The sequence below is a fragment of the Lysobacter silvisoli genome, from assembly GCF_003382365.1.
GTDB classification, from domain to species: Bacteria; Pseudomonadota; Gammaproteobacteria; order Xanthomonadales; family Xanthomonadaceae; genus Lysobacter; species Lysobacter silvisoli.
In genome coordinates, this window is sequence record NZ_QTSU01000001.1 from 2,288,422 (window position 1) to 2,315,340 (window position 26,919).

The 26,919-nt window shown below is 71.2% G+C and carries 23 protein-coding genes and 1 pseudogene; 18 read left to right on the forward strand and 6 right to left on the reverse strand.

Translation table 11 applies throughout. The features are described from left to right. Positions 1–131 precede the first annotated feature (131 nt). Both DX914_RS10140 and aroB read left to right on the forward strand, forming a co-directional pair. Positions 132–686 (forward strand): shikimate kinase, encoded by a 555-nt coding sequence (locus DX914_RS10140; RefSeq protein WP_115858855.1) that lies wholly within the window; start codon positions 132–134, stop codon positions 684–686. Beyond that, the gene (aroB, locus tag DX914_RS10145) at positions 683–1,801 is read left to right on the forward strand and encodes a 3-dehydroquinate synthase (protein ID WP_115858856.1); all 1,119 of its coding nucleotides are present in this window, start codon (positions 683–685) and stop codon (positions 1,799–1,801) included. Before DX914_RS10140 ends, aroB begins: the two co-directional genes overlap by 4 nt. Before the next feature lie 116 nt (positions 1,802–1,917). On the opposite strand, the gene DX914_RS10150 is transcribed toward aroB, so the two are convergent. Continuing rightward, positions 1,918–2,550: a cysteine hydrolase family protein gene (locus tag DX914_RS10150; protein WP_115858857.1), complete on the reverse strand. Its 633-nt coding sequence runs from the start codon at positions 2,548–2,550 to the stop codon at positions 1,918–1,920. Positions 2,551–2,675: 125 nt separating this feature from the next. Here DX914_RS10150 and DX914_RS10155 point away from each other — a divergent pair, with 125 nt between their 5' ends. From DX914_RS10155 to hemE, 3 genes are all read left to right on the forward strand, one after another. Next, the gene (locus tag DX914_RS10155; protein WP_115858858.1) at positions 2,676–3,629 is read left to right on the forward strand and encodes a helix-turn-helix domain-containing protein; all 954 of its coding nucleotides are present in this window, start codon (positions 2,676–2,678) and stop codon (positions 3,627–3,629) included. Between the two features lie 33 nt (positions 3,630–3,662). Further along, on the forward strand, positions 3,663–3,917 hold the full coding sequence (locus DX914_RS10160; RefSeq protein ID WP_115858859.1) for a WGR domain-containing protein: 255 nt from the start codon (positions 3,663–3,665) through the stop codon (positions 3,915–3,917). A gap of 127 nt (positions 3,918–4,044) precedes the next feature. Continuing rightward, entirely contained in the window at positions 4,045–5,127 is a 1,083-nt protein-coding gene (gene hemE / locus DX914_RS10165) for a uroporphyrinogen decarboxylase (RefSeq protein WP_115858860.1), read from the forward strand. Positions 5,128–5,369: 242 nt separating this feature from the next. Here the strand turns inward: hemE and DX914_RS10170 are convergent, their stop codons facing one another. Next, positions 5,370–6,383: a hypothetical protein gene (locus DX914_RS10170; protein ID WP_115858861.1), complete on the reverse strand. Its 1,014-nt coding sequence runs from the start codon at positions 6,381–6,383 to the stop codon at positions 5,370–5,372. Between the two features lie 101 nt (positions 6,384–6,484). After that, on the reverse strand, positions 6,485–10,030 hold the full coding sequence (locus DX914_RS10175; RefSeq protein ID WP_147300646.1) for a hybrid sensor histidine kinase/response regulator: 3,546 nt from the start codon (positions 10,028–10,030) through the stop codon (positions 6,485–6,487). 201 nt (positions 10,031–10,231) lie between these two features. Here DX914_RS10175 and DX914_RS10180 point away from each other — a divergent pair, with 201 nt between their 5' ends. The 4 genes and pseudogenes from DX914_RS10180 (at position 10,232) to DX914_RS10195 (ending at position 12,619) form a co-directional block, all read left to right on the forward strand. Next, the gene (locus DX914_RS10180) at positions 10,232–10,942 is read left to right on the forward strand and encodes a YceI family protein (RefSeq protein ID WP_425480662.1); all 711 of its coding nucleotides are present in this window, start codon (positions 10,232–10,234) and stop codon (positions 10,940–10,942) included. Beyond that, positions 10,939–11,475 (forward strand): annotated as a pseudogene (locus tag DX914_RS10185) (cytochrome b); the annotation flags it as partial. The gene DX914_RS10180 and the pseudogene DX914_RS10185, both read left to right, overlap by 4 nt. Positions 11,476–11,557: 82 nt before the next feature. Then, positions 11,558–12,106, forward strand: a complete 549-nt coding sequence (locus DX914_RS10190) for a YceI family protein (RefSeq protein ID WP_115858865.1) — start codon at positions 11,558–11,560, stop codon at positions 12,104–12,106. A gap of 81 nt (positions 12,107–12,187) precedes the next feature. Further along, positions 12,188–12,619 carry a hypothetical protein gene (locus DX914_RS10195; RefSeq protein WP_115858866.1) on the forward strand — a complete coding sequence of 144 codons (432 nt, stop codon included), beginning with the start codon at positions 12,188–12,190 and terminating at the stop codon, positions 12,617–12,619. A 31-nt stretch (positions 12,620–12,650) separates the two neighbouring features. Here DX914_RS10195 and DX914_RS10200 read toward each other — a convergent pair whose 3' ends face one another. After that, positions 12,651–12,881 carry a glutaredoxin family protein gene (locus DX914_RS10200; protein WP_115858867.1) on the reverse strand — a complete coding sequence of 77 codons (231 nt, stop codon included), beginning with the start codon at positions 12,879–12,881 and terminating at the stop codon, positions 12,651–12,653. A gap of 72 nt (positions 12,882–12,953) precedes the next feature. Between DX914_RS10200 and DX914_RS10205 the strand changes: the two genes are divergently transcribed. The 9 genes from DX914_RS10205 to DX914_RS20730 all read left to right on the forward strand — a co-directional run bounded on the left by DX914_RS10205 (position 12,954) and on the right by DX914_RS20730 (position 24,178). Further along, the gene (locus DX914_RS10205) at positions 12,954–13,337 is read left to right on the forward strand and encodes a hypothetical protein (protein WP_115858868.1); all 384 of its coding nucleotides are present in this window, start codon (positions 12,954–12,956) and stop codon (positions 13,335–13,337) included. Positions 13,338–13,376: 39 nt separating this feature from the next. After that, entirely contained in the window at positions 13,377–14,759 is a 1,383-nt protein-coding gene (locus DX914_RS10210; RefSeq protein ID WP_115858869.1) for an L-serine ammonia-lyase, read from the forward strand. A 7-nt stretch (positions 14,760–14,766) separates the two neighbouring features. Next, positions 14,767–15,435, forward strand: a complete 669-nt coding sequence (locus tag DX914_RS10215) for a hypothetical protein (RefSeq protein ID WP_115858870.1) — start codon at positions 14,767–14,769, stop codon at positions 15,433–15,435. Positions 15,436–15,550: 115 nt separating this feature from the next. Further along, positions 15,551–16,021: a DUF4259 domain-containing protein gene (locus DX914_RS10220; protein ID WP_158549235.1), complete on the forward strand. Its 471-nt coding sequence runs from the start codon at positions 15,551–15,553 to the stop codon at positions 16,019–16,021. 33 nt (positions 16,022–16,054) lie between these two features. Continuing rightward, entirely contained in the window at positions 16,055–16,762 is a 708-nt protein-coding gene (locus DX914_RS10225) for an alpha/beta fold hydrolase (protein WP_115858872.1), read from the forward strand. Positions 16,763–16,888: 126 nt separating this feature from the next. Further along, on the forward strand, positions 16,889–19,738 hold the full coding sequence (locus DX914_RS10230) for a xanthine dehydrogenase family protein molybdopterin-binding subunit (protein WP_115858873.1): 2,850 nt from the start codon (positions 16,889–16,891) through the stop codon (positions 19,736–19,738). Then, on the forward strand, positions 19,735–20,292 hold the full coding sequence (locus DX914_RS10235; RefSeq protein WP_115858874.1) for a (2Fe-2S)-binding protein: 558 nt from the start codon (positions 19,735–19,737) through the stop codon (positions 20,290–20,292). The genes DX914_RS10230 and DX914_RS10235 overlap by 4 nt, the downstream gene beginning before the upstream one ends. Continuing rightward, positions 20,289–21,545, forward strand: a complete 1,257-nt coding sequence (locus tag DX914_RS10240) for a cytochrome c (RefSeq protein ID WP_196778859.1) — start codon at positions 20,289–20,291, stop codon at positions 21,543–21,545. Before DX914_RS10235 ends, DX914_RS10240 begins: the two co-directional genes overlap by 4 nt. 542 nt (positions 21,546–22,087) lie before the next feature. Further along, positions 22,088–24,178 carry a glycosyl hydrolase family 18 protein gene (locus tag DX914_RS20730; protein WP_115858876.1) on the forward strand — a complete coding sequence of 697 codons (2,091 nt, stop codon included), beginning with the start codon at positions 22,088–22,090 and terminating at the stop codon, positions 24,176–24,178. A 400-nt stretch (positions 24,179–24,578) separates the two neighbouring features. On the opposite strand, the gene DX914_RS10250 is transcribed toward DX914_RS20730, so the two are convergent. Together DX914_RS10250 and DX914_RS10255 are read right to left on the reverse strand one after the other, a co-directional pair. Beyond that, a complete protein-coding gene (locus tag DX914_RS10250) occupies positions 24,579–25,700 on the reverse strand; it encodes a homoserine dehydrogenase family protein (RefSeq protein ID WP_115858877.1) in 1,122 nt (373 codons plus the stop codon). Next, entirely contained in the window at positions 25,697–26,890 is a 1,194-nt protein-coding gene (locus DX914_RS10255) for an O-succinylhomoserine (thiol)-lyase (RefSeq protein WP_115859216.1), read from the reverse strand. The genes DX914_RS10250 and DX914_RS10255 overlap by 4 nt, the downstream gene beginning before the upstream one ends. Between the last annotated feature and the right edge of the window lie 29 nt (positions 26,891–26,919).

The following is a 26,919-nucleotide window of genomic DNA, read 5'->3' on the forward strand; positions in this document are numbered from 1 at the left end:
ACCTGCTCCCATGAGGCCGGCGCACGGGCTTGCGCACCGGGGAGTCCGAGCCTAGGCGGGCTGGCGTTAAGGACGCGCAACAGCCGGCAGCGGCGCGACTGCCCGCGGCCCGGACTAGCTACAATCGGCGCATGAATCCCGCAAGCAACCTGATCCTGGTCGGGCCGATGGGCGCCGGCAAGAGCTGCATCGGCCGCCGCCTGGCCGAGCGCTACGGCCTGCGCCTGGCCGATGCCGACCGCGAGATCGAGCAGCGCACCGGCACCAGCGTGGCCACCATCTTCGAGTGCGAGGGCGAGGCCGGTTTCCGCGCGCGCGAACGCGCGACCCTGGCCGAGTTGCTGGCCGGCGAAGGCCTGCTGCTGGCCACCGGCGGCGGCGCGGTGCTCGACCCCGACAACCGCGCCCTGCTGCGCGAGCGCGGCTACGTGGTGCACCTGCACGTGAGCGTGGACCAGCAACTCGAACGCCTGGCCCGCGACCGTACCCGCCCCTTGCTGGCGCGCGGCGACCGCGAGCAGGTGCTGCGCGAGCTGTCCGAACAACGCGCGCCGCTGTACGCGCAGGTCGCCGACCTGCGCTTCGACACCGGCAGCATGACCGCCGCCGACGCCGCCGCACACCTGGCCGACGAACTCGACCGCAGCTGGCAGCGCACCGCGCCGACGCTGGGAGCCCCCGCATGAGCGACACCCATTCCGCCCTGCAACGCGTCAAGGTCTCCGGCGACGCGCCCTATGCCATCGACATCGGCCCCGGCCTGCTCGCCGACGGCGCGCGCCTGGCCGCCTCGCTGCGCGGCCGCCACGCCCTGATCGTCAGCGACGGCAACGTCGCGCCGCTGTACGCCGACGCGCTGGAACAGGCGCTGCGCGCCGCGCGCCCAGAACTGGCGCTGGCGCGTTACGTGCTGCCTCCGGGCGAACACGAAAAGACCCTGGCCCGCTTCGGCGAATGTCTGGATGCCCTGGCCCGGCTGGGCGCCACCCGCGACGCCAGCGTGCTCGCGCTGGGCGGCGGCGTGGTCGGCGATCTGGCCGGTTTCGCCGCCGCGTGCTGGATGCGCGGCATCGACGTGGTGCAGCTGCCGACCACGCTGCTGGCCATGGTCGATTCCTCGGTGGGCGGCAAGACCGCGGTGGACCTGCCCAGCGGCAAGAACCTGGTCGGCGCCTTCCACGTGCCGCGCGCGGTCTACGCCGACACCGCCACCCTGTGCACGCTGCCGCCGCGCGAGTTGCGCGCGGGGCTGGCCGAGGTGGTGAAGTACGGCGCGATCTTCGACGAGACCTTCCTGGACTGGCTGGAAGCGCACGCCGATGCGCTGCTGTCCGGCGACGATGCGGTGCTGGCGCAGGCGATCGCACGCAGTTGCGCGTACAAGGCCGACGTGGTCGCGCGCGATCCCTACGAACGCGGCGACCGCGCCCTGCTCAACTTCGGCCACACCTTCGGCCACGCGATCGAAACCGAACAGGGCTACGCCGGCGCCACCGGCGACGGCCTCAACCACGGCGAAGCGGTGGCGGTGGGCATGGTCCTGGCGGCACGGCTGTCGGCCGCGCTGGGCATGGCCGACGAGGCGCATACGCGGCGCCTGCGCACATTGCTGGAGCGTTTCGGTTTGCCGACCACGATTCCGGCGGGCTTGTCGCCCGAGGCGCTGTTGGCGCGGATGCGGCTGGACAAGAAGGCCGATGCGAGCGGGCTGCGCTTCATCCTGTGGGATCGCGCGGGTTTGGCGCGGATCGTGCCGGGGGTGGCGGATGCGGCGGTGCTGGAGGTTTTGGCGGAGGGGTGAGCAAGAGCAAATCCCCCTCAATCCCCCTTTTTCAAAGGGGGAAGACAAGCGGAACCTTGCATAAGGATTCCTCCCTTTGAAAAAGGGGGCTAAGGGGGGGGTTTTCTCTTAGGCGCTTAAGCCGCCGCGCGCCGCCGAGCCAGCGCCCGCTGATTCGACGCATATGGATTGTCTAAGTACGGCGCCGCCTCTTCGCCCAGCGCCGCGATCCACTCGTCCGTGCCCAGCACCGCCGCGAAGCGGCTCTGGAACACCACCGAGAACACGCGGTGGATCTCCTCGGCGCTGGCTGCGCCGGCGCTGTTTTCGTACGACAGCGAACCGCTGGCGTCGTGCAGGAATTCGACGTTGAGCTGCAGGTGCGCGGCTTCCAGCACCGTGGACGCATCGCAGTTGTGGGTCATGTAGCCGACGATGGTCAGGGTGTCGATGCCGTTGCGCGCGATCCAGTCCTTGAGGTCGGTTCCGGTGAACACGCTGGGCAGGTTCTTTTCGATGTAGTGCTCGCGCGGGCGGGCGCCGACGGTGGGCTCCAGCTCCCAACCCGGCGTGCCTTTGACGAACACCGGCGCGTCCGCCGGCGCGGTGTTCTGCACCACCACTACCGGCACCCCGGCGGCGCGCGCCGCGTCCATGGCGCGGCCGATGTTGGGCAGGGTCTGGCTCACCGGCGGGTGCTCGATGAGCAGGCCGCCGCTGAAGTACTCGTTCTGGACGTCGACGACGATCAAGGCGCGCTTGCGGGACATGGCGGAACTCCTGGCTGAGGGGGTGGAGGAACGGGGCTCATGCTCCGCTTCGGCCCCTGCCGCCGACAGTGGCCCGATTGCCAATATTCGATAGAATCGGGCCACACCCGCGAACGGCCCCCGCCATGCACCCCGACACCATCGCCGTGGTCGCCTTCGACCGCATCAGCCCCTTCCACCTGTCGGTGCCCTGCATCGTGTTCGAGGACCGCGGTTTCGGCGATCAGCCGCGCTTCGAGTTGCGCGTGTGCGCGGCCGAAGCCGGGCCGCTGCGCACCCAGGCCGGTTTCAGCATCCACGCGCCGTACGGGCTGGAGGGGCTGGACGAGGCCGGCGTGGTCATCGTGCCGTCCTGGCGCGACGGCGACGAACGCCCACCGGAGGCCCTGCTGCAGGCGCTGCGCGCGGCGCATGCGCGCGGCGCGGCGATCGTGGGCCTGTGCCTGGGCGCCTACGTGCTGGCCGAGGCCGGCCTGCTCGACGGCCGCCGCGCCACCACCCACTGGCATTGGAGCGAGCACTTCGCCGCGCGCTACCCGAACGTGCAGTTGCAGTGGGACGTGCTGTACGTGGACGACGGCGAGCTGACCACCTCGGCCGGCACCGCCGCCGGCATCGACTGCTGCCTGCACCTGCTGCGCCGGCGCTGCGGCGCCGAACTGGCGGCCAAGGTCGCGCGCCGGCTGGTGGTGGCGCCGCACCGCCAGGGCGGGCAGGCCCAGTACATCGACCGGCCGGTGCCGGACTCGGCCCAGGACCAGCGCCTGTCCGGGGTGCTGAGCTGGGCCCTGGCCCACCTGGACCGGCCGCACAGCCTGGACGCGCTGGCCGAGCGCGCGCTGATGAGCCGGCGCAGCTTCACCCGCCGCTTCCGCCAGACCACCGGCACCACCGTCGCGCAGTGGCTGCTGAACCAGCGCCTGGCGCGGGCCCAGCGGCTGCTGGAAACCACCGACCGGCCGATCGAGGCGATCGCCGCCGACACCGGCTTCGGCTCGGCGGTGTCGCTGCGCCAGCGCTTCGCCGCGCAGCTCAAGACCTCGCCCACGGCCTACCGGCGCGAGTTCCGCGGCGCCTGAGCCCCGCGCCCCGGCTGCCGCTACAATCCGGACGTGCGCCTGCTCCTACAACAACGCCCCGACGGCCGCGAAGCCCCGCGCTTCGTGCAACTGATGCTGCAGCCCGACCTGCTGGGCGGCTGGACCCTGGTGCGCGAAAGCGGCCAGATCGGCGGGCGCAGCACCCTGCGCCGCGAACAGTTCCTGGACCACGACAGCGCCCTGGCCGCGCTGGAACAGGCGCGCGACCAGCAGCTCAAGCGCGGCTTCCAGCTGATGTTCGCCCAGGGCAACGAAGCCCCGCGCTGAGCGCGCGCCCCGCGCCTAGCCCCGTCCGCGCAACGCTGCGGCCCCCTGCGCGACTCGCGCCGGCCGCGCCGCGCCGCGATAATGCCGCCCCCACACCGGCGCCCCACGCGCCCGAGGACGCCACCGTATGACCGCCGACGCCACCCCGACCGCCAACGACCGCTTCCTGCGCGCGCTGCGCCGCGAGCCGGTCGACCGCACCCCGGTGTGGCTGATGCGCCAGGCCGGCCGCTACCTGCCCGAGTACCGCGCCACCCGCGCCCAGGCCGGCAGCTTCCTCAACCTGGCCAAGAACCCGGAACTGGCCTGCGAGGTCACCCTGCAGCCGCTGCGCCGCTTCCCGCTGGACGCGGCGATCCTGTTCTCCGACATCCTCACCGTGCCCGACGCGATGGGCCTGGGCCTGTACTTCGCCGACGGCGAAGGCCCCAAGTTCGAGCGCCCGATCCGCAGCGCCGCCGATATCGACCGCCTGGGCGTGCCGGACATGGAAACCGACCTGCGCTACGTGATGGACGCGGTGCGCACCATCCGCCGCGAGCTCAACGGCGCGGTGCCGCTGATCGGCTTCTCCGGCAGCCCCTGGACCATCGCCTGCTACATGGTCGAAGGCGGCGGCAGCGACAACTACGCCAAGGTCAAATCGCTGGCGCTCAACGATCCGGCGGCGATGCACAAGCTGCTGGGCGTGGTCACCGACGCGGTGATCGCGTATCTGCAGGCCCAGCACGCGGCCGGCGCGCAGGCGCTGCAGGTGTTCGACACCTGGGGCGGCGTGCTGTCGCCGGCGATGTACCGCGAGTTCTCGCTGCGCTACCTGCAGCGCATCGCCGCCGAACTGCCGCGCGGCGACGGCGCGCAGCGCGCGCCGCTGATCCTGTTCGGCAAGGGCAACGATCCCTACCTGGAAGACCTGGCCGCCAGCGGCGCCGAGGCGGTGGGCGTGGACTGGACCATCGGCCTGGGCGACGCCGCGCGCCGCGTCGGCGGCCGCGTCGCCCTGCAGGGCAACCTGGACCCGGTCACGCTGTACGCCACGCCGCAGGCGATCCGCAGCGAAGTGGGCCGCGCGCTGGACGAGTACCGCGACGGCAACGGCGGCTCGCGCGAAGGCCACGTGTTCAACCTGGGCCACGGCCTGTCGCCGGACATGAGCCCCGACCACGTCGCGGCGATGGTGGCGGCGGTGCATGAGTTGAGCGCGCGCTGATTCGCGGCGGTTCGTCGCGTGCGCGCGGCTGGGATTCCGCAGACCTCGGAGTCATGCCTGGATGAAGCTCTGGATCCCCGCGTTCGCGGGGATGACGGATCGGAGTACCGCGCTTGCCGATGTTTGCGCGACGCAACCGCCCCAACTCGCCGCAACCGCTGTTGCTCGTCATCCCCGCGAACGCGGGGATCCAGTGACTTAAGCGTCATGCCCGGATAGGGCGGCTCGCGTTCCAGCCCGCCTCACCCCACATCGATCTTGCTGGACCGCAACAACCGCGACGGATCCGCCGGCGCATCGCTGGGCGCGGTGTACTCCAAGCGGATTTCGCGCATGTCCTGCGGCACGTTCTGTTCGATCTCCTCCGGCCGCTGACAGCCCGGACGCAGGCGCTGCGCCAGGCCCATGCCGATCGTCTGCAAAGCCTGCGCCTCGGTCGATTGCGGTTCGCGCGCGATCACCCGGTCGCTCATCAGGTAGGCGCTGTCCACGCCGTCCTTGGCCAGCGTGCTCAACGCGCCCTGCGGCGCGGGCGTGCCGGCCTGCAGCGTTTCGATCGGCAGCGGGTCCCAGCAGCGGCCGGTGCTGGCCAGGGTCAGCTTGCGCGACAGGTCGCCGACGAAATCCTCCAGCGTCGAGCGCGCCTGCGCGCGCGAGGACGACTTGGCCGCCACGCTGTAACGGCCCTTGATCAAGTACATGCGGTCCAGCTGCAGGGTCATGGCCGAATGCTTGCGCTCGCCCTGGTGGGTGTAGGCCAGGTCCACCGAACGGCCGTTCGAACCGTCGCCGCGGCCGCGCGCGGACGCGAAGGCCTGCAGCTCGCCCATGTCCATGGATTCGTAGCCGCCGGGCTGGCGCCCGATCTGCAGCAGCGCATCGCGCTCTTCCAGTGCGGCCTGCTCGAACTCGGTCTGCGACAGCAGGCCGGCGGGATAGAAGTACACGTCGATCCAGCGATCGCGGCGGCTGCCGTAGGTGTAGCGCACCGACACGCCGAATTCCTGGCGGTCGTAACGGCGCTCGTCCATGGCCTGCCACTTGCCCACGCGCAGCGGATACACCACGCGCGTTTCACGCAGGAAGCCGCCCAGCAGCGGCACGGTGGTGGGCTGCGCCTGGGCCGCGCCGCTGGTGGCGGTGGGCACCGAGGTCTGCGCGGTCGCGCGATCGCCGCCGTCGGCGGCGTAGGCGGCGCCGGCCGCGCACAGCGCCACCAGCGCGCACGACCACGCCTTGCTGCCGATCCCCGTCATCGCCGCCCCCTGCCTGCCGCCACTGCTGATACGGCCTGGATCATGCGCCGCTTCCGGGCCGCCTGCCAGTCCGCTTGCGCCGGTACGGTAACGGCACCCGTTCAGCCCGCCAGCGCGGCCTCGAGCTCGGCGGCCAGCATCGCGCCGGTCACCGGTTTGCGCAGGAAGCGGTCGAACCCGGCCGCCAGCGCCTGCGGTTCGGCCTCGGCGTCGGCGCGCGCGGTGATCGCGATCATCGGCCGCGCATAGCCCTGCGCGCGCAGCTGCCGCGCCAGGTCCAGGCCGCTGATGCCGGGCAGGTCCAGGTCCAGCAGCGCGGCGTCGAAGCCGGCCGTGGCGATCTCGGTCAGCGCGGCCAGGCCGTTGCCCACGTGGGTCACGCGGTGGCCCTGCGCGCGCAGCAAACCGGCGACCACTTCGGCTACGGTGGGATCGTCCTCCACCAGCAACAAGGCCAGCGGCGCGCGCGGCGAATCGCCGGCGCGGTCGGGCGCGATCGCGCCGGCGCTGGCGGCCGCGGCCGGCAGCGGCAGGTCGAACACGAAGCGCGCGCCCTGCCCCGGCGCGCTGTCCACCGCGATCTGTCCGTTCATCGCCGCTGCCAGTTCCTGGCAGATCGCCAGGCCCAGGCCGCTGCCGCCGTAGCGCGCGGCGGTGCGCACGCCCTCGGCCTGTTCGAAACGGCGGAACAAGCGCGACTTCTGCTCTTCGTCCAGGCCCGGACCGGTGTCGGCCACTTCGAAACGCGCGCCCTGCGGCGACAACGCCGACACCCGCAGCGACACCCGGCCCTGCTCGGTGAACTTGATCGCGTTGCCGAGCAGGTTGAGCAGGATCTGCCGCACCCGGTGCGGATCGCCGCGCAGGCCGCGCGGCGCGTCGGCGGCCACTTCCAACTCGAAGGCCAGGCCGCGCTTGCGCGCCAGCGGCGCCATCAGTTCGCTGGCATCGGCGACCAGCACATGCAGATCGAAGGCCTCGTCGGCCAGTTCCAGCTTGCCCGACTCGATCCGGGCCAGGTCCAGCGCGTCGTTGACCAGGCGCAGCAGATGTTTGCCCGCGCGCTGGATCGACTCGGTGTAGCCGCGCTGCCTGGGGTCCAGCGCGGTGTCCAGCAGCAGTTCGCTCATGCCCAGCACGCCGGTCATCGGCGTGCGCACCTCGTGACCCAGCGTGGCCAGGAAGCGGGTCTTGGCCAGCGAAGCCTGCTTGGTCAGTTCGCGCTCGCGCTCGGCGGCCTGCCATTCCAGTCGCCGTTTCAGGCGCAGGCGGTAACGCTCGGCCGCCCACCACGCGCCCAGGATCGCCAGGCCGATCAGCGCCGCCAGCGCCGGCGGCGTGCGCCACCATGGCGGCTGCACGCTCAGCGAGAACTGGCGCGAGGCCGACCAGATGCCGTCGGCGTTGGCCGCCTGCACTTCCAAACGATAGCTGCCCGGTTCCAGCTTGGAGAACACGCGCTCGCCGTTGCCCGACTGGATCACCCAGTCCGGATCGTAGCCGTGCAGGCGGAAGCGGTAGCGGTGCGTCTGCAGGTCGACGAAGGACAGCAGGCGCGCGGACACGCGCAGGTCGCGGTCCTGCGGGCCCAGCACCACCGGGCGGTCGGGGTCGAGCTTGAACTCGTCCTCGTCGCGGCGGTAGCTCAGGGTTTCGATCACCAGCCGCGGCGCCTTGACCTCATCGGGCGCGCGGCCGGCGTCGAACAGCACCACGCCGTCCATGGTGCTGGCCACGGCGATGCCGTTGTCGGTGAGCAGCGGATTGCGCTCGGTGAACTCCTGGCTGGGCAGGCCGTCGCGCATGCCGTAGATGCGCAGGCGCTCGCGCCGCTGGTTCCAGCAGATCAGGCCGCGGCGCGTGGTCAGCCAGACGTTGTCGCCCCAGGCCATGACGCCGCCGGATTCGGTCGCCGGCAGGCCTTCATCGCCGCTGACGCGCTTGAGCAGGCGCAGCGAACGGCCGTCCCAGGCGTATTGCTCCAGCGCTTCCAGGCGATGCAGCCAGACGCGGTCGCGGCCGACCACCGAGAAGCCGAACACGCGGTCCACCGGGCTGCCGGGCAGCGGTTCGAAACGCGAGGCCGCCGCGTCCCAACGCGCCAGCCCGGAAGGCCCGGCCAGCCACAGCGCGCCGTCGGGGCCGGCCTCGATCTGCTCGATATAGAGCGTGTCGATGCCGCGGTTCTCTTCCGGCCGCACTGACACGCGCACGCGGCCGTCGCGGTCGCGCATCTGCAGCGCCGGCGGCATGTAGGCGATCCAGAGGTTGCCGTCGGGCGTTTCGACCAGCTGATCGGGAATGTCGCTGAAGGTCGCATCCTGCGCCGAAGTCGCGGTCCAGCCGCGCACCGCGCCGCCGGGCGCGACCCGGGTCAGACCCAGGGTGCTGCCGAACCACATCGCGCCGTCGCGCGCTTGCAGCACCGAGTACAGCGGCGTGTCGGCCAGCGCCGGCACCGCGTGCTGGCGCGTGCGTCCGTCGCCCAGGTCCAGGCGATCGATCACGCCGCGCTCGCCCACCATCCACACGCCGTTGCCGGCGGCCGCGGCCAGGTCGCGCATGTAGGCCACGCGCGGCGCGCCGGGATGGCCGGCGCCGGGCTTGAGCACGGTGAACTGGCGCCAGTTCGGCGCCAGATAGGCCACGCCGCGTTCCTCGGTGGCGAACCACCAGCCGCCCTCGTGATCGCGCAGCAGGTCCAGGGTGTTGATCTGCGCGATCTCGGCCTCGTTGGCCAGCGGCACCAGCTTGCCGCCGAGCACGCGGCGCAGGCCGCGGTGGGTGGCGACCCAGTAGTTGCCGGGACCGTCGCCGACCACGCCGTAGACGCCGGTCTTGTCGGCCGGATCGAACCAGGGCTGCGGCTCGATCGCGCCGTCGGGCGTGCGCCGGAATGCGCGCAGGCCGGCGCCGATCCACAGCGATCCGTCCGCCGCCGGCGACAGCGCGGTGACCCAGCGGCCGCTGATCCCATCGACATCGACCGTGTGGAAGCGCTGCCCGTCCCAGTAGGCCAGGCCGGTGGTGGTGCCCACCCACAGCCGGCCGCGCGCATCGGTCTTCATCGTCCAGATGTACTCGCCGGGCAGCCCCTGGCCCTGCGCCTCGCCGGGCATGTAGCGGGTGATGTCTCCGTCGGGCGCCAGCCGGTGCACGCCGGCGCCGTCGGTGCCGAACCAGACCGCGCCGTCGGCGGTGGACGCGATCGCATAGATCTCGTCGCTGCCGATCAGCGGATGGGTCTGGCGGCCGTAGTGGACGAAGCTCTGGCGCTCGTGGTCGAGCATGTGCAGGCCGCCGCCGCTGAGCCCGACCCAGACACGGTCTCGCGCATCGACATGCAGCGCCTGCACCATGTTGCTGGGCAGCGAACCAGGATCGCCGGGTACGTGACGCCACACCCGGAAACTGACGCCGTCGTAGCGCGCCAGGCCGTCGTGGGTGGCCATCCAGATATAGCCTTCGCTGTCCTGCGCCAGCGCGGCCACGGTGCTGGACGGCACGCCCTCGGCCACGCCGTAGTAGCGGAACTGCGGCGTCTCCGGCAGCGCCGCGCGCGCCGGCAGCAGCAGCGCCCACAGCAGCGTCGCCCACAGCCAGCGCAGCGGCGCCTGGCTTCCATGCACGAACGCTGACCTGGGCATCCTGGGGGTCCGATGACGGGCGATACGGCCGCTAGGCTCCCCGATCCGGACCCGGCGAGGCAAGGCCCGCGACCGCGGCCGACGCGCCGGCGTTCCGCGGCGGGCCGCAACGGACCGTTGCGGACACGCGCCTGCGGGTTCATCGTGCGCTGCATAGAATCCCCGGACGATGCAGGCCGGGCCTGCTGCCAAGGAGCGCGTGTGCCGTATCCGTCCGTCCGTCCGCTGCTGCTTGCGTTGGCGCTGTGCGCGCTGGCGCCGTCGGCGCGCGCGGCCGGGCCGGAGAACTACGCCCTGGACCCGGTGCACACGCGGGTCATGTTTGCGATCTCGCATGCGGGCTTTTCCAAGGCCCTGGGCACGGTCTCGGGCAGCACCGGCACGCTGAGCTTCGACCGCGAGGACTGGCGCAGCGCGCGCCTGGACGTGCGCGTGCCCGTGGCCAAGCTCGACCTGGGCGATGCCAAGTGGAACGCGGCCGCGCTCGGCGCCGGCCTGCTCGACGGCCAGCGCCATCCCGAGGCGCGCTTCGTTTCCGACCGCGTCGAACCCGTCGCCGCCGATCGCGCCCGCGTCTGCGGCCAGCTCACCCTGCGCGGCCGCAGCCGCCCGCTGTGCATGGACGTCACCCTCAATGCGCTCAAGCGCCACCCGCTGCCGCCGTTCCGCCGCACCGCCGGCTTCTCGGCCACGGCCACCCTGAGCCGCGCGGACTTCGGCATCGACGCCTGGAAATCGGTGATCGGCGACAGCGTGGAGCTGCGCATCGAGGCCGAGGCCGTGCGCGACCGCAACGCCGGCGAGGCCGACGAGCCCGCGCCGCCCCCGTCCGAACCCGAGGCCGCGCCGAACGTACCGGCGCCCAAGCCCGACACCGATCCCTACGAACCCGTCCCGGTACCGCACGCATGACGATCAAGAACACCGCCGAGCGCTGGGGCGCTGTCAGCCAGTTGCTGCACTGGGCCATCGTGCTGCTGATCGCCGCCATCGCGGTGATCGGCCTGACCATGACCGACATGGCCAACGGTCCGCAGAAGATCAAAATCTACGCCCTGCACAAATCGCTGGGCCTGACCCTGCTGACCCTGGTGGTGCTGCGCCTGCTGTGGCGCCTCTACGCCGGCGCGCCCAAGGCGGTGGCGGGCACCCCGCACTGGCAGGAACGCGTGGCCTCGCTCACCCATTGGGCGCTGTACCTGCTGATGTTCGCCATGCCGATCACCGGCTGGCTGTTCAATTCCAGCTCCGGCTACCCGCTGCAGTACTTCGGCCTGTTCAACCTGCCCAAGATCGCCGCCACCAACCCCGGCCTGGCCGAACTGTCCGAATCGCTGCACGAGAACGGCTTCTGGCTGCTGCTGGCGCTGGTGCTCGCCCATGCCGGCGCCGCGTTCTATCACCACCTGTTCCAGAACGACGACACCCTGCGGCGCATGCTGCCCGGCTACCGGCGCGCTGCGCCGGCCGCTGCAGCCGAACCCGCACCCGCGGTCGTCGCCCCCGCCCCCGCCCCGGAGAACCCCGATGCCCCTTAAGCCCCTCGCCTACGCCCTGCTGCTGGCCGCCGCGCCGGCCTACGCCGCCGACTACGTGCAGGCGCCGGGTTCCAGCCTGACCTTCGCCACCAAGTACCAGGGCGAAGTGTTCAGCGGCCGCTTCCCCAACTTCGCCAGCAAGATCAGCTTCGACCCGGCCAACCTGGCCGCGTCCAAGTTCGACGTGCTCATCACCATGGCCGGCGCCGACACCAAGAACGCCGAGCGCGATGACACCCTCAAGGGCGCGGATTTCTTCAGCATCGCCAAATTCCCCACGGCGCGCTTCGCCGCGACCAAGGTGCGCAGCCTGGGCGGCAACAACTACGCCGCCGACGGCAGCCTGAGCCTGCGCGGCGTGACCAAGCCGGTGACCCTGACCTTCACCTGGACCCCGGGCGCCAAGCCGGTGCTCAGCGGCAAGGCCACGGTCAAGCGCCTGGACTTCGGCGTGGGCGGCGGCGACTGGGCCGACACCTCGATCATCCCCAACGAAGTCGCGGTCAGCACCAAGCTGACGCTGCTGCCGGCCAAGTAAGCGCGGGATTTGGCGATAGACGGGCCGGAGCCTGGGCTCCGGCCTTTCGTGCTGGCCCAACGGACCGGCCGGGAGGCGGGGATGGATATCCATAGCCGCGGTGTGGTGAGCTTCCTGAGCGACATCCAGGACCGCAGGGAGCAACTGCAGGCTCTGCGCGCGCACTACCTCGCGGCGGGTGCGAGCCGGGCGCGCATCGGCCTGAACCTGAGCGCGCGCCCGTTCAAGGCCCACCACGGCGGCACTGTCGCGCAATACCAGGGCTGCCTGCCGATGTGCCTGTACGTCTCGACCGCCGACGGACGCGAATACGAACTCAGCGCGAGCCTGCTGTGGCAGGAGCAGGCATGGCGGATCGAGACGGAGCTGCGCCGGGAAAACGACGACGGCGGCTGGGATCTCGTCCACGAACTGCCGCCGCGGACCGCCGTGGACCTGCCGTCGTGCCTGCAGCAGTTCCAGGCCGCGATCGCGGACTTGGCCGGCTTCCAGGATCGGGTGCTGCCGGGCTAGCGGCTCAAGGAAGCGAAGCCGCGACCGGAGCTCAAGCGGCCGCCAGCCACTGCGCCAAGCGGCCCGCATCGAACGGCCAGTCCAGTTCGCGCCCGCCCTCTTCGTCGCGCAACACCGGCACCCGCACGCCATAGCGCTGCTCCAGCGCCTCGTCCTCGTCGATGAAGACGCTCTCGAACTCCGGCGCCCGCGCCTGTGCCAGCACGGCCAGGGCCAGATCGCAGAGGTGGCAATCGTCGCGTTGGTACAGGGTCAAGTGCATGCGCTTGCGTACTGAGGTGGCGGGGCCCCGCTAGCGTCTAGAATAGCCGCGAGTCCGAACGGGACGGGAACCATGGTTTTGCGCGCGATCCACACCGCCGTGCTGGGCGCCCTGCTGCTGGCGCCGGCCGCCGCGTGGGCGGCGCCCGACTGCACGGTGACGCAGGCGCAACTGATCGCGGCCTGGCAGAGCGGCGGCGAAGGCGATTTCGAGCAGTTCGAGCTGAGCCGAAGCGACGGACGCAACGGCTTCGACTCGTGGCTGCACCAGCGCCCGGAACTGCTGGGCGGCAGTTGGACCTTCGACCCCAAGACCTGCCGGCTGCTCATCGACCATGCCGCCACCGGGCAGCACTGGGAATACGCGGTGAGCCTGGCCGACGCCAAGACCCTGCTGCTGCGCGCTCCAGACGAACGCCGCAGCGCCCGCTACCGCAAGATCGCCAACGGACGCTGACCGCGTCCCATCGCCCTCCAGCCGAGCATCCCCCGCACCATGGCCGTCAGCACCTTCGACCTTTTCAAGATCGGCATCGGGCCGAGTTCCTCGCACACCGTCGGTCCGATGCGCGCGGCCGCGCGCTTCGTCGAAAAATGGGTGATCGAACACGGCCGCCTGCAGGACGTGGCGCGCGTGCGCGCCGAAGTGTTCGGCTCGCTGGCGCTGACCGGCCGCGGCCACGGCACCGACAAGGCCGTGCTGATGGGCCTGGAAGGCCACCTGCCCAACCAGATCGACCCGGACGTCATTCCGCCGGCATTGGAGCGCATCCGCGCCAGCAAGCGCATCCTGCTCGGCGGCCAGCGCGAGATCGGCTTCGACGAGAAGCACGACCTCATCATGAACAAGCGTCAGAAGCTGCCGTTCCACACCAACGGCATGCGCTTCACCGCCTTCGACGCGGCCGGCGAGGTCATCGCCACGCGCGATTACTACTCCGTCGGCGGCGGCTTCGTGGTCAATCAGGACGAAGCGGCCGAAGACCGCATCGTCGCCGACACCACCGAACTGGCCTACCCCTTCCACTCCGGCGACGAACTGCTCGCGCAGTGCCAGCGCAGCGGCTTGAGCATCGCCGAGCTGATGATGGCCAACGAGCGCGTGTGGCGCAGCGACGAGGAGATCAACGCCGGCCTGGACGAGATCTGGCAGGCCATGCAGGCCTGCGTGAACCGCGGCGTGCGCGAAACCGGCACCCTGCCCGGCGGCCTGCACGTCTCGCGCCGCGCGCCGGCGCTGCACGCCGAACTGTCGACCAAGCCCGAGGCGGCCATGCGCGACCCGCTGACCGTGCTGGACTGGGTCAACCTGTACGCGCTGGCGGTCAACGAAGAGAACGCGGCCGGCGGCCGCGTGGTCACCGCGCCCACCAACGGCGCCGCCGGCATCATTCCGGCCGTGCTGCACTACTACGACCGCTTCTGCCCCGGCGCCAACCTGCAGGGCGTGCGCAACTTCCTGCTCACGGCCGCCGCGGTCGGCATCCTGTACAAGGAGAACGCCTCGATCAGCGGCGCCGAAGTCGGCTGCCAGGGCGAGGTCGGCGTGGCCTGCTCGATGGCCGCCGCCGGCCTGGTCGGCGCGCTGGGCGGCACGGCCAGCCAGATCGAGAACGCGGCCGAGATCGGCATGGAACACAACCTGGGGCTGACCTGCGACCCCATCGGCGGCCTGGTCCAGATTCCCTGCATCGAACGCAACGCCATGGGCGCGGTCAAGGCGATCAACGCCTACCGCATGGCCATGCGCGGCGACGGCAAGCACAAGGTCAGCCTGGACAAGGTGATCAAGACCATGCGCGACACCGGCCGCGATATGCAGGACAAGTACAAGGAAACCTCGCGCGGCGGTTTGGCCGTGAACGTGATCGAGTGCTGATTCCGCTTTGAACGCGCCCGCCCGCCACCGCGACGACGGCCGCTGGCTGGGCGCCTACGCCGAACGCGTGGAAGTGCGCTGCCCGCGCTGCGATGCTCCCGGCACGGTGCGCGCGCAATGGGCGAGCCACCGCTGGAACGCCGTCTATGTCTGCGCGCACTGCGGCCTGGACGCGCGCAGCGAACGCGAGGATTGGCTGGGTGCGGTCTACCGTTGGGGCCGCCGCCCTTGCGGCTATTGCGGCCATCAATGGCTGCACGCGCGGCAATGCCTGCCCAACCGCGGCGAGCGCATGTCGACGCTGCCCCAACAGCGCGTCGCCGCGCAGACCGACACCCTGCCCGCGCGCTGCAGCGTATGCGGCCATGAGAGCCAGGTGACGCTCAGCGCCATCCGCTGCGTCGAACAGCGCGACGGCTGGGACCCGCACTTCGGCCTGCCGCTGCGCCTGATCGAACCCACCCGCGCCGGCCTGCTGTGGGCCTATAACGCCGAGCACCTGGCCGAACTGCGCCGCTACGTCGCCGCCGACCAACGCGAACGCCGCGGCGCGACCCACGGCAAGAGCATGATCGCGCGCCTGCCGACCTGGATGAAACTGGCGCGACACCGGCCGCTGGTGCTGAAGGCGTTGGATCGGCTGCATCGGCAGTTGGATGGCGTTCGCCCCGCATAGCGCGAGCGGGACGCGCCCCGCGGCGAAGAAGCGCAAGGCGTACACCGATAGCCCCGGCCACCACGGAGCATTAGCATGGCGGCTGCACGATATGTCCGTCGTCAGGAGCGCACTCATGAAATCCCTCATCGCACTCTTGCTCCTCGCCTTTGCCGCTTCGGCGCATGCGGGCACATGGGACTACGGGCAGTTCGATAACGACCAGGCACTGGATACCGCCTCGGACTGGGCCGAGTCCGGCAGCGTCGACTCCGTCCGCAACGCCCTGACCTCCGCTCATTCCGCCCGCTACTTGGCGTCCCCGGAAGGGGTCGACGCGCTCGTAGCCGCAGAAGTCGTCGCCGCCGCTATGGGCCGACCCAGCAAAAAGCTGCCGGCCGATTTGGCCGCATGGCTGCGGCAGCAGCCCGCGGACCGGCTGCGTGCGCTCGCACCACAGGCCCAGGCGGCGATCGCACGCGTACGCGACGCCAAGGGCTCGGAACTTTACGAACTGTGGGCCGAAGCGGAGCTGGAGCGATGGCTGGCCCAATTGGATGAGCTGTCCAGCCGCCTGGGTGCCGCCGCTCGTGCACCGGCTCGCTGATACGCCTCCAAGCCTGCTCGCCGCGATGCTGGCATGAGCGCACCACTGCGCTGCCTGATCCTGCCCGGCATGGACGGCACCGGTGAACTGCTGATGGAGTTCGCCGCCGCGCTCGCGCCTCAACTGCAAGCGGAGGTTGTGACCTACCCGCGCGACGTCGCACTGGGCTTCGACGCACTGACGGATCGGGTACGCGATCGCCTGCCGACGCAGCAGCCTTTCCTGTTGATCGGCGAATCCTTCTCCGGCCCCATCGCGATCCGCCTGGCCGCGGAACGGCCTGCGGGCCTGCGCGGCCTGGTGCTGTGCGCGAGCTTTGCGCGCGCGCCGCAACCGCCGGGCTGGCTGCTGCCCGCGTCGTGGCTGGGTGGAATCGGCGCGCTATTGCCCTTGCAGCGGCTGCCCACGTCCTGGATCGCGGCGGCCATGCTCGGCCGCTGGGCGGACCCGCAGTGGCTGGCGCGCACGCGCGCGGCGTTGGACTCGCTGGACGCGGCGGTGCTGCGCACCCGCATGCGTGCGGGCAGCCGCGCCGACGAAACCGCCGCGCTGGCCCAGGTGGAGTGTCCGTTGCTGTACCTGCGCGGTCGCCACGACCGCCTGGTCTCGCGACGCAGCTGGACGCATATCCGCAGCGTGCAACCGCAGGCGCGCTGCATCGAACTGGACGCTCCTCACTTCCTGCTGCAAGTGCGGCCGGCCGAAGCCGCCGACGCGATCCGCCAGGCCTACGCCGGCTGAGCGGCCCTCACGCGCCGTACACGGCGCCCACGCCGACATGGCCCCCGCCGCCGCGGCGCGCACCGGGGGATTTACCCGCGCGCTGGCTGCGCTCACTATGGCCCGAGCCAGCTAGGACGCTCCTGCATGCCAGCCAGCCTCAGCCGTCGCGATTTCCTCAAGTCCAGCGTGGTGGCGGGCATCGCGGTGTATGTGGCCGCGCCCGGCAGCAGCGCGCTGGCCGCGTTGTTCGAACGCGAGCGGCTGCGGCCGCTGCCCTGGGACCCGGCCACCGGCAAGATCCGCTACCGCGTCGACGCGACCGCCAAGGTCACCGGCGAAAAACTCTTCAGCTTCGACGTGCGTTCGCGCGACCTGCCCGGCTGGCCGCGCGAGCAGGCGCACGCGATGCTGCTGCGGGTGACCCGCGCCGACCGCGCCTACGCCGGCCACGACCTGTCGGTGCTGGGACCGCAGCTGCAGCCCGACCGCATCGTGACCGCCGCCGACCTGCAGCGCGACGGCCTGGGGTTTCCGCCGTTCTACGGCCAGGACCTGCTGCTGCCCGAAGGCGCCACGCCGGCCTACCTGGGCCAGGCCGTGGCCTTCCTGATCTGGCACGACTACGCGCGCTTCCGCGCGGCCAAGACGCGGCTCAAGTTCCGCGACGACCTGATCCGTTGGGGCGCGCAGACCGGGCCGCTGCAGCGCGACCCCTGGGCCAGCTTCCGCTACGTGCGCGTGGGCGGCGCCACGCCGTTCGACGACGACGCCTATTCCAGCCTCAAGGACACACCGCTGTTCCCCTCGGGCTACCGCAAGAATCAGCCGCAATGGCCGGCCGCCGACGCGGCCGGCGGCCTGGACGCGCAAGGCATGGCCCACGCTGCGGCGATCACGGCCGCGTTGGACGCGCCCGGCGACGGCAAGCTGGTATTGCAGCGCGAATACTTCTCGCAATCCATCGACACCGCTGCGCTGGAGCCGGACAACGGCAACGGCTGGTACGACCGCGACAGCGCCACCCTGCACCTGGTGGTGACCACGCAGTCGCCGCAGGAGATCGCCGAGGACGGCGCGCGCGTGCTCGCCGCCAGCGGCCTGGGCGTGAAGCGGCTGGTGCTGCACCCCTGCTACACCGTCGGCTACGGCTCCAAGGACCACAACCCGTATCCGTTCTACGCCCTGATCGCCGGCCTGTACGGCGACGGCCGCGCGGTGCGCCTGGCCAACGACCGCTACGAGCAGTTCCAGGCCAGCCTCAAGCGCCACAGCTTCCGCATGCGTTACCGCATCGCGGTGGACAAGCGTAGCGGCAAGTTCGAACTGTTCCAGGGCGACATGACCGGGGACGGCGGCGGCCGGCGGAATTTCTCGCCCTCGGTGTGCCTGGTGGCTGCGACCGCGGCGCAGTCGATCTACTACTTCCCGCGCAGCGACCTGGCCAGCACCGTGATCGCCTCGCGCGCGCTCGACGCGGGTTCGGCGCGCGGCTACGGCACCTTGCAGAGCATGGGCGCCACCGAAATGCTGGTGGACGAAGTGGCCGCCGAGCTCGGCGTGGACGCGATCGAACTGCGCCAGCGCAACGTGTTCAAGACCGGCATGAAGAACACCCAGGGCGCGATCCCCGGCGGCGCCCAGCGCGCCGACGAAGTGCTGGCCAAGGCGCGCGCGCACCCGCTGTGGCAGCAGCGTGCGCAACGCAAGCGCGAGTACGAGGCCCAGCATCCGGGCAAGCGCTACGGCGTGGGCTTCGGCTGCGTGCAGAAGGATTTCGGCACCGGCGCCGAGTCGGCCTTCGCCGAAGTCTCGCTGTCGCGCGAGGGCCGCGTGGTGCTACGCCAGGTCGCGGTGGAAATGGGCACCGGCATGGCCACCAGCCAGGCCGCGCTGTGCATGCAATGGCTGGGCCGCCCCGCCGACGAAGTGCGCACCGGCGAAGTCGACTGGCCGGAGTTGCCGATGGTCGCCACCGGCGATCCCTGGCTGATGAGCCAGGCCGAACAGGACCGGCAGCAGGGCAATCCGCGCTGGACGCCGAACCGGGTGATCCCGAGCAGCGCCAGCAACTCCGCGTATTTCTACGGCCACGCCACCCGCGAGGCGGCGCGGCTGCTCTTCACACAGGGTCTGTGGCCGGCGGCGCTGGCCTTGTGGGGTCAGGGCTACGGCGGCGGCCAGTTGTCGCCGCTGGTGGTGCGGCGCGAGGACGCGCGCTGGATCGAAGGCCGCCTGACCGCCGCCAGCCTGGCGCCGCTGACGCTGGCGCAGCTGGCGGCCAAAGCCTACGAACTGGGCCTGCCCACCGGCGCGGTGGTGCACACCTTCAACCGCTGGCAATGGGCGCAGGCCGACTTCCCATTGGACGGCGACGACGCGCGCCTGCCGCTGGACGGCCTGGCCCTGCGCTGGGGCGACGGCCAGGCCAGCGGCCGCGGCACGCCCACCGCCAACGGCTACCGCATGCTCGAACGCAGCCGCGCCTATTACCCGCCGACCCAGCGCAACAACGCCGGGGTGGTCTATTACAGCGCCATCGGCACCCTGGCCGAAGTCGCGGTGGACAGCGCCAGCGGCGCGGTGGAACTGCTCAACCACCACTCGATCCTGGAATGCGGCAACCAGATCGTGCCCGAGCTGGTGTCCGGCCAATTGCAGGGCGGCCTGGCCATGGGCATCGGTCACGCGCTGCACGAATACCTGCCGCTGTACGAGGACGGCCCCGGCAACGGCAGCTGGAACTTCAACCGCTACCAGCTGCCGCGCGCGCGCGACGTGGCGGTGTGGGCGCAGACCGGCGAGGTGCTGCCGCCGCTGTCCGACACCGACCCGCCCAAGGGCATGGCCGAAGTGGTGATGATCGCGGTGGTGCCGGCCATCGCCAACGCCGTAGCCCACGCCACCGGCCACCGTTTCCGCGAACTGCCGATCACCGCCGACAAAGTGCGGGCCGCGCTGCGCGGCGCGCCGGCTACGCAGGAGGCCAGCGCATGAGCGACGGCATCGTCACCCTACCGCTGAGCCTGACCGTCAACGGCCGTGCCCACGGGCCCCTGCAGGTGCCCGAGGACATGATGCTGATCGACGTGCTGCACGAGTACCTGGGGCTCACCGGCACCCGCTTCGGCTGCGGCCAGGGCGTGTGCCGCGCCTGCACGGTGATCGTCGACGACGAGCACGGCCCGCGCGAGGTGCGCAGCTGCATCACCGGCGCGCACTACTTCGCCGGCAAGCGCATCCGCACCGTCGAAGGCCACGCGCAGCGCGACGACACCGGCGCGATCGTGCAGCTTTCGCCGGTGCAGCAGGCGTTCCTGGATCACTACAGCTTCCAGTGCGGCTACTGCACGCCCGGCTTCGTCAACGCCGCCACCGTGCTGCTGGAACGCCTGCGCAAGGCGCCGGTGGCCAAGTCCGAACTGGAAGCCACGATCACCGACGCGCTGGACCCGCACCTGTGCCGCTGCACCGGCTACGTGCGCTACTACCAGGCGGTGAAGGCGGTGGCGCTGGCCACGCCCGGCCTGGTCAGGGAGGACGCGCCGTGACCCGGGTGGGCTGGCGCCGCGTCGTGGCCTGGGCCCTGCTGCTGGCCGTGGTGTGGCTGCTGGGCAGCGCGCTGCTGCAATGGTGGTCCTCGCGCGGGCCGGTGCAGCGGGTCACGGCCACGCCCGAGCAGTTCGCGCGCGGCCGTTATCTCACCGACGCCGCCGACTGCGCCGCCTGCCATACCGCGCCCGGCGGCGCGCCGTTCGCTGGCGGCGTACCGCTGCCGTCGCCGTTCGGCACCATCCACGGCACCAACATCACGCCCGATCCCGAGCACGGCATCGGCCGCTACACCGCCGACGATTTCCACCACGCGCTGACCCGCGGAGAAGCGCGCGACGGCCACCAGCTGTACCCGGCCATGCCCTACGTGTCCTACCGCGGCATCGCGCGCGCGGACTCGGACGCGATCTACGCCTATCTGATGCAGCAGCCCGCGGTGTCGCAGCCCAACCGCAAGAACGGCGTGCGCTTTCCCTTCAACATCCGCAGCGGCATCGCCCTGTGGAACCTGGCCTTCGCCGGTGCCGGCGATGCGCCCGCACCTGCCTCGCAAGGCGACTCGCCGGCGTGGCAGCGCGGCCGCTATCTGGTCGACACCCTGGGCCATTGCGGCGAATGCCACAGCCCGCGCGGTTGGGCGGGGCAGCTCGACCGCAAGCGTCCGCTGGGCGGCAACAACGAACTGGGCCGCTTTGCCGCGCCCGACATCACGCCGCAAGGCCTGGCCGCGCGCGGCTGGGATGCGGCGCAACTGCGCGCCTACCTGGGCACCGGCCTCAACGCGCACGCGGTAGCCTCGGACGAAATGCTGACCGTGGTGCGCCTGTCCACGAGCCGCCTCAGCGCCGCCGATCTGGACGCCATGAACACCTATTTGCTCGGCGACCGGCCGCCCGCGCCGCGCGCGGCCGGCCCGCGCACCGGCAACGACCCCGGCGCACGCCGCCATTACCTGGACCTGTGCGCGGGCTGCCACGGCCGCGAACGCGAGGGCGTGCCGCACGTCGCACCGGCCTTGGCCGGCAACAGCAGCGTGCGCGACGCCGACCCGCACAACCTGATCGTCGCCCTCCTCGACGGCCTGCCCGAACACGACCTGCCCGGCCTGGAGCGCATGCAGCCCATGCCCGGCTTCGCCCAGGACCTGGACGACCGCGAGGTCGCCGCCCTGGCCAACTGGCTGCGCGGCGACAGCGCCGCCACGCCGCAGGCGGTGGCCGAACTGCGCAAGCGATCCGGCACGCACTGAGCCGCGCCGGAGCGCGGCCGCCCGCACTCGACGACTTCCTGTGGCAGCGGCGCACGCCGCGATGCGGCCGCTAGCGCTGGTCGGTCCCATCGCGGCTTGCGCCGCTCCTACAGACAGCAGGCTTGGCCGCGCATCCGCCGCCATTCGCAACCGCCACTTGCCGTCGCAACACACAGTGCGATTGTCTTCAAGACAATTGGATTGCGCTGCAACGCAACAAACGCGCACTTATCTGACCGTCGTTGTCACAGATATTTGTGAACTATTGCGCAAAGCCGTATTTCCACGTTTGACAACGTTGTCAGCAATGGCAGCCTCGGTGGCCGAAACCGGCGCCGACCGCGACCGCGCGCCGCCGAACCACGCTCCGGAGGGAACCGCAGCACCGTTCACCCGCCGCACCGCGGCGCATACGAGGAGGTCGTCGAACCTCCCGCGCAGTACCGAGGCGCCACCGCCTCCTTTCCAGCACACAGAGGGACCTTGCCCGGCCGGCGACGGCGCGGGTTTCGCATCGGACTTCGCACACGGGAGAGGACGCAATGAAGCACGCTCGATTGAAGCACGCTCGGTTGAAGCAGGCTTGGTCCACCAGATCGGCCAGCCTGGCGCTGGCCTGCCTGCTGGCCACGTCATGGACCGCCTCGGCATGGGCGCAAAGCGCCAGCTGCAGCGGCGTGGCCGCATGGAATTCGGCCACCATCTACAACCCCGGCGACAAGCTGGTCTATCAGAACCGCCTGTACCAGGCGAACATCCAGATCTGGAACGCGCCGCCGACGCACTGCCCCAGCTGCGGCTGGTACACCGACCTGGGCGCCTGCGGCACCGGCGGCAACCAATCGCCCAGCGTGAGCCTGACCGCGCCCAGCAACGGCGCCAGCTACAACACCGGCGCCAACATCGCCGTCAGCGCCAACGCGTCCGACAGCGACGGCAGCGTCGCCCAAGTCGAATTCTTCCGCGGCACGGTGTCGCTGGGCGTGGATACCAACTCGCCCTACAGCGTGACCTGGAACAACGCCACCGCCGGCAGCCACGCGTTCAAGGCCGTGGCCACCGACAACAACGGCGCCACCGCGACCTCGGCCACCGCCACGGTGACCGTGACCACGGTCAGCAACGACACCACGCCGCCCAGCGTGCCCGGCGGCCTGGCCTCGCCTTCGCAGACCTCCAGCAGCATCGCGCTGAGCTGGAACGCGTCCACCGACAACAGCGGCGGCAGCGGCGTGGCCGGCTACGACGTATACCGCGACGGCGCGCTGATCGCCTCGCCCACCGCCACCAGCTACACCGCCACCGGCCTGACCGCCAACACCAGCTACGCCTTCCGCGTGCGCGCCCGCGACAACGCCGGCAACGCCTCGGCGCAGAGTGCGCAGATCAGCGTCAGCACCACCCAGGGCGGCGGCGGCGGCAACAAGCGGGTGATCGGCTACTTCACCCAGTGGGGTATCTACGGCCGCAACTACCGGGTCAAGAACATCGACACCAGCGGCTCGGCGGCCAAGCTGACCCACATCAACTACGCCTTCGGCAACGTGCGCAACAACCGCTGCCAGGTGGGCGTGACCATCCCCAGTAACGAATCCACCGGCGAGGGCGGCGACGCGTTCGCCGACTACACCAAGGCCTTCGGCGCCGGTGAAAGCGTGAGCGGCGCCGCCGACACCTGGGACCAGCCGCTGCGCGGCAACTGGAACCAGCTCAAGCAGCTCAAGGCCAAGTACCCGGGCCTGAAGGTGCTGATCTCGCTGGGCGGCTGGACCTGGTCGCGCGGTTTCGCCAGCGCAGCGCGTCCGGAGAACCGCCAGGCCTTCGTCGCCTCGTGCATCGACGCCTACATCCGCGGCAACCTGCCGGTCACCGACGGCGCCGGCGGCGTGGGCGCGGCAGCGGGCGTGTTCGACGGCATCGACCTGGACTGGGAATATCCGGCCGCTTGCGGCCTGAGCTGCGGCACCGCGGAGGAAAGCGCCAACTTCACCGCCCTGCTGGCCGAATTCCGCAGCCAGCTCAACGCGGTGCGCCCCGGCCTGCTGCTGACCATCGCCGCCGGCGCCGGCATCGACAAGATCCGGGTCACCAATCCGGCGGCGTATCACCAGTACCTGGACTACATCAACGTGATGACCTACGACTTCCACGGCACGTGGGAGGCCAGGACCAACCATCACACCGCGTTGTTCGACTCGCCCAGCGATCCGTCCACCGGCGACGCCCTGCAGTACAACAGCAACGACGCGATGGAAGGCTTCCTCTCGCGCGGCGTGCCGGCGTCCAAGCTCAATCTGGGCATCGGTTTCTACGGCCGCGGCTGGACCAACGTGCCCAACGTCAACAACGGCCTGTACCAGAGCGGCAGCGCGGCGCCGGGCACCTACGAGGCGGGCAACGAGGACTACAAGGTGCTCAAGAACCGCCCGGGCACGGTCTACACCGACGCCACCGCGCGCGCCACCTGGAAGTACGACGGCACTACGTTCTGGAGCTACGACACGCCGGCGATGATCATCGAGAAGATGGGCTACGTGAAGGCGCAGGGCCTGGGCGGCGCGTTCTTCTGGGAGTTCAGCGGCGACGACGCCCAGGGCAGCCTGGCCACCGCCGTCAGCGACGGACTGAAGTGAGGCGCGCCGGCGACGGCACGCCCTGAGCTTGCGCAGCGCCACGGTCCCTGCCGCGGCGCTTGCCTCGGGGCGCCGGCCTCCCCTCGGGCCGGCGCCCCGGATTTATCCGACGAGCTCGCACGGCCGCCTGCACGCAGGCGGCCGTTTGGTTTATGCCGCAATCTTAGTTACCTACAGGCAGGAACGGCGCAAGCCGCGACCGCGCCACTTCGATCGCCGCGAAACACCGATGCGGGCGCAGAGACTGAAAAGCATCGCGGCTCACGCCGCTCCCACAGAAAGCGAAAGGCAACGCCGCTCTGCTTTGGGGTAGGAGCGGCGTGAGCCGCGACCACGCAGCTTCGGCTGAGGGACGGTCGCGGCTTACGCCGCTCCTACCCCAAGGCCAAGCGAATCGCGGTTAGTGCGCCAGCCGCAGCACGTCGTCCAGCAACCCCGCCGCAGTGACCGCAGCGCCCGCGCCCGGCCCCTGCACCACCAACGGCTGTTCGCTGTAACGGTCGGACCAGATCGCGACCTTGTTGTCGGTGCCGGCGCCGCCGGCCAGCGGATGATCGGCCGGCAGCGACTCCAGGCCCACGCGTGCCGCGCCGTCCTGCAGGCGCGCGATGAAGCGCAGCTTCTCGCCGTTCTTGTACGCGGCCGCGTAGCGGTCGCGCAGCGGCGCGTCCAGCGCGGGCAGCGCCGCATCCACGCTCTCGGCCGACAGGATCGCCAGTTCCGACGGCACCAGCGAGGAGACCTGGACCTCGCCCGCCTCCAGCGCCACGCCGGCCGCGCGCGCCAGGATCAGCAGCTTGCGCCGCACGTCCTCGCCCGACAGGTCGTCGCGCGGATCGGGCTCGGTGTAACCGGCGTCGCGCGCCTGACGCACCAGGGTCGAGAACGGGCGCATGCCGTCGTAATGATTGAACAGCCAGGCCAGCGAGCCCGAGAGCACGCCGGCGATGGCATGGATGCGGTCGCCGCCGGCCTGCAACTCGCGCAGGGAACGCAGCAGCGGCAGGCCCGCGCCGACGGTGGCGCTGTCGCCGTAGCCGACGCGGCCGGCCGCGCAGGCCTCGCGGATCGCGCGCCAGCGCGCCAGGCTGGTGCCCTGGCCGATCTTGCAGGCGGTGACCACGTGGATGCCCTGCGCCAGCCACTGCGCGTGGCGCTCGGCCACCGCCTCGCTGGCGGTGGCGTCGATGACCACGCGCGCGCCGTCGCCGCGCAGCGCGTCGGCGACGGTGTCCAGCGAGCTTCGCAGCTCGGAAGCGGCCAACGCGGTCGCCGCGTGCTCGGGCAGCAGGCCGCCCGCATCGGCCGCCGCGCGGCGCGAGTTGGCCACGTGCACCAGCTGCAGGCGCTCGCCGATCGCGCGGCCGCGCCAGGAAGCCAGCCGCGCCAGCACCGCGCCGCCGACCGTGCCGGTGCCGAGCAAAGCCACCCGCGCAGGCGCCACGCCGGACGTTGGGGAGGGAGGCGGCGCCGGCGCCTGCGCGATCGCTTGCCCGTGCAGGGCGCTGGCCGCGGCGTTCATCGTTTCGCGCGCGCCGCCGTGGCCACCGCGGCGCTGGCGCGTTCCAGCGCGGCCTCGAGATCGGCGATCAGGTCGTCGACGTGTTCGATGCCCACCGACAGACGCAGCAGCCCGTCGCCGATGCCGGCGGCCGCGCGCGCTTCCGGCGACATCGCCGCATGGGTCATGGTGGCCGGGTGCGCGACCAGGCTTTCCACGCCGCCCAGCGATTCGGCCAGGGTGAAACAGCTCAAGCCGTCGACGAAGGCGCGCACCGCGTCTTCGCCGCCGTCGATCTCGACGCTGAGCATGGCGCCGAAGCCCTGCTGCTGGCGCGCGGCCAGCGCATGGCCCGGGTGCGAGGCCAGGCCCGGGTAGTGCACCACGCGCACCGCCGGGTGCTTATCCAACAACTCGGCGATGGCCAGGGTGTTTTCCTGGTGCACGCGCAGGCGCGCGTCCAGCGTGCGCAGGCCGCGCAGGGTCAGGAAGGCGTCGAAGGGCGAGCCGGTCAGGCCCAGCGCATTGGCCCACCAGGTCAGCTGCTGATGGTGCTCGGCGCTCTTGGCCACGACCGCGCCGCCGACCACGTCGCTGTGGCCGTTGATGTACTTGGTGGTCGAATGCACGACCAGGTCGGCGCCGAACGCGATCGGACGCTGCAGCGCCGGCGACAGGAAGGTGTTGTCGACCACGGTCAGCGCGCCCTGGGCGTGCGCGGCCTCGATCACGAAGCGCAGGTCGGTGATGCGCAGCAGCGGGTTGGACGGGGTTTCGATCCAGACCACGGCCGGCTTGCCGGCCAGCGCCTCGGTCAGCGAGCGCGGGTCGGTGAGGTCGGCGGTGATGAGCTCGAACGCGCCCTTGGCCGCGAGCGCGTTGAACAGGCGCCAGCTGCCGCCGTAGCCGTCGTGCGGCACCACGACGCGGTCGCCGGGCTTGAGGAAGGCGTGCAGCACCAGGGTGATGGCCGACATGCCGGTGGAGGTGACGACGCCACCGGCGCCGCCTTCCAGCTCCGCCAGCGCCTCGCCTAGCAGGTCGCGGGTGGGGTTGCCGCTGCGGGTGTAGTCGTACTGGCGCTTGTCGTTGTAGCCGGCGAAGCTGAAGTTCGACGACAGCACGATCGGCGGCGTCACCGCGCCGTAGGCCGCGTCGCGGTCGATGCCGGCGCGCACCGCGGCGGTGCAGGCGTTGCGTGCGTTGCGCACGGGGTTGGAAGTCGATTCGATGCTCAAGG

What these genes read in the sequence shown, in the direction of transcription:
- DX914_RS10230 (WP_115858873.1), top strand. Translation starts at nt 16,889, where the DNA reads ATGCCAGCCAGCCTCAGCCGTCGCGATTTCCTCAAGTCCAGCGTGGTG.
- aroB (WP_115858856.1), top strand. Translation starts at nt 683, where the DNA reads ATGAGCGACACCCATTCCGCCCTGCAACGCGTCAAGGTCTCCGGCGAC.
- DX914_RS10250 (WP_115858877.1), bottom strand. Translation starts at nt 25,700, where the DNA reads ATGAACGCCGCGGCCAGCGCCCTGCACGGGCAAGCGATCGCGCAGGCG.
- DX914_RS10225 (WP_115858872.1), top strand. Translation starts at nt 16,055, where the DNA reads ATGAGCGCACCACTGCGCTGCCTGATCCTGCCCGGCATGGACGGCACC.
- DX914_RS10210 (WP_115858869.1), top strand. Translation starts at nt 13,377, where the DNA reads ATGGCCGTCAGCACCTTCGACCTTTTCAAGATCGGCATCGGGCCGAGT.
- DX914_RS20730 (WP_115858876.1), top strand. Translation starts at nt 22,088, where the DNA reads ATGAAGCACGCTCGATTGAAGCACGCTCGGTTGAAGCAGGCTTGGTCC.
- DX914_RS10175 (WP_147300646.1), bottom strand. Translation starts at nt 10,030, where the DNA reads ATGCCCAGGTCAGCGTTCGTGCATGGAAGCCAGGCGCCGCTGCGCTGG.
- DX914_RS10200 (WP_115858867.1), bottom strand. Translation starts at nt 12,881, where the DNA reads ATGCACTTGACCCTGTACCAACGCGACGATTGCCACCTCTGCGATCTG.
- DX914_RS10235 (WP_115858874.1), top strand. Translation starts at nt 19,735, where the DNA reads ATGAGCGACGGCATCGTCACCCTACCGCTGAGCCTGACCGTCAACGGC.
- DX914_RS10170 (WP_115858861.1), bottom strand. Translation starts at nt 6,383, where the DNA reads ATGACGGGGATCGGCAGCAAGGCGTGGTCGTGCGCGCTGGTGGCGCTG.
- DX914_RS10220 (WP_158549235.1), top strand. Translation starts at nt 15,551, where the DNA reads ATGAAATCCCTCATCGCACTCTTGCTCCTCGCCTTTGCCGCTTCGGCG.
- DX914_RS10205 (WP_115858868.1), top strand. Translation starts at nt 12,954, where the DNA reads ATGGTTTTGCGCGCGATCCACACCGCCGTGCTGGGCGCCCTGCTGCTG.
- DX914_RS10140 (WP_115858855.1), top strand. Translation starts at nt 132, where the DNA reads ATGAATCCCGCAAGCAACCTGATCCTGGTCGGGCCGATGGGCGCCGGC.
- DX914_RS10155 (WP_115858858.1), top strand. Translation starts at nt 2,676, where the DNA reads ATGCACCCCGACACCATCGCCGTGGTCGCCTTCGACCGCATCAGCCCC.
- DX914_RS10150 (WP_115858857.1), bottom strand. Translation starts at nt 2,550, where the DNA reads ATGTCCCGCAAGCGCGCCTTGATCGTCGTCGACGTCCAGAACGAGTAC.
- DX914_RS10195 (WP_115858866.1), top strand. Translation starts at nt 12,188, where the DNA reads ATGGATATCCATAGCCGCGGTGTGGTGAGCTTCCTGAGCGACATCCAG.
- DX914_RS10190 (WP_115858865.1), top strand. Translation starts at nt 11,558, where the DNA reads ATGCCCCTTAAGCCCCTCGCCTACGCCCTGCTGCTGGCCGCCGCGCCG.
- hemE (WP_115858860.1), top strand. Translation starts at nt 4,045, where the DNA reads ATGACCGCCGACGCCACCCCGACCGCCAACGACCGCTTCCTGCGCGCG.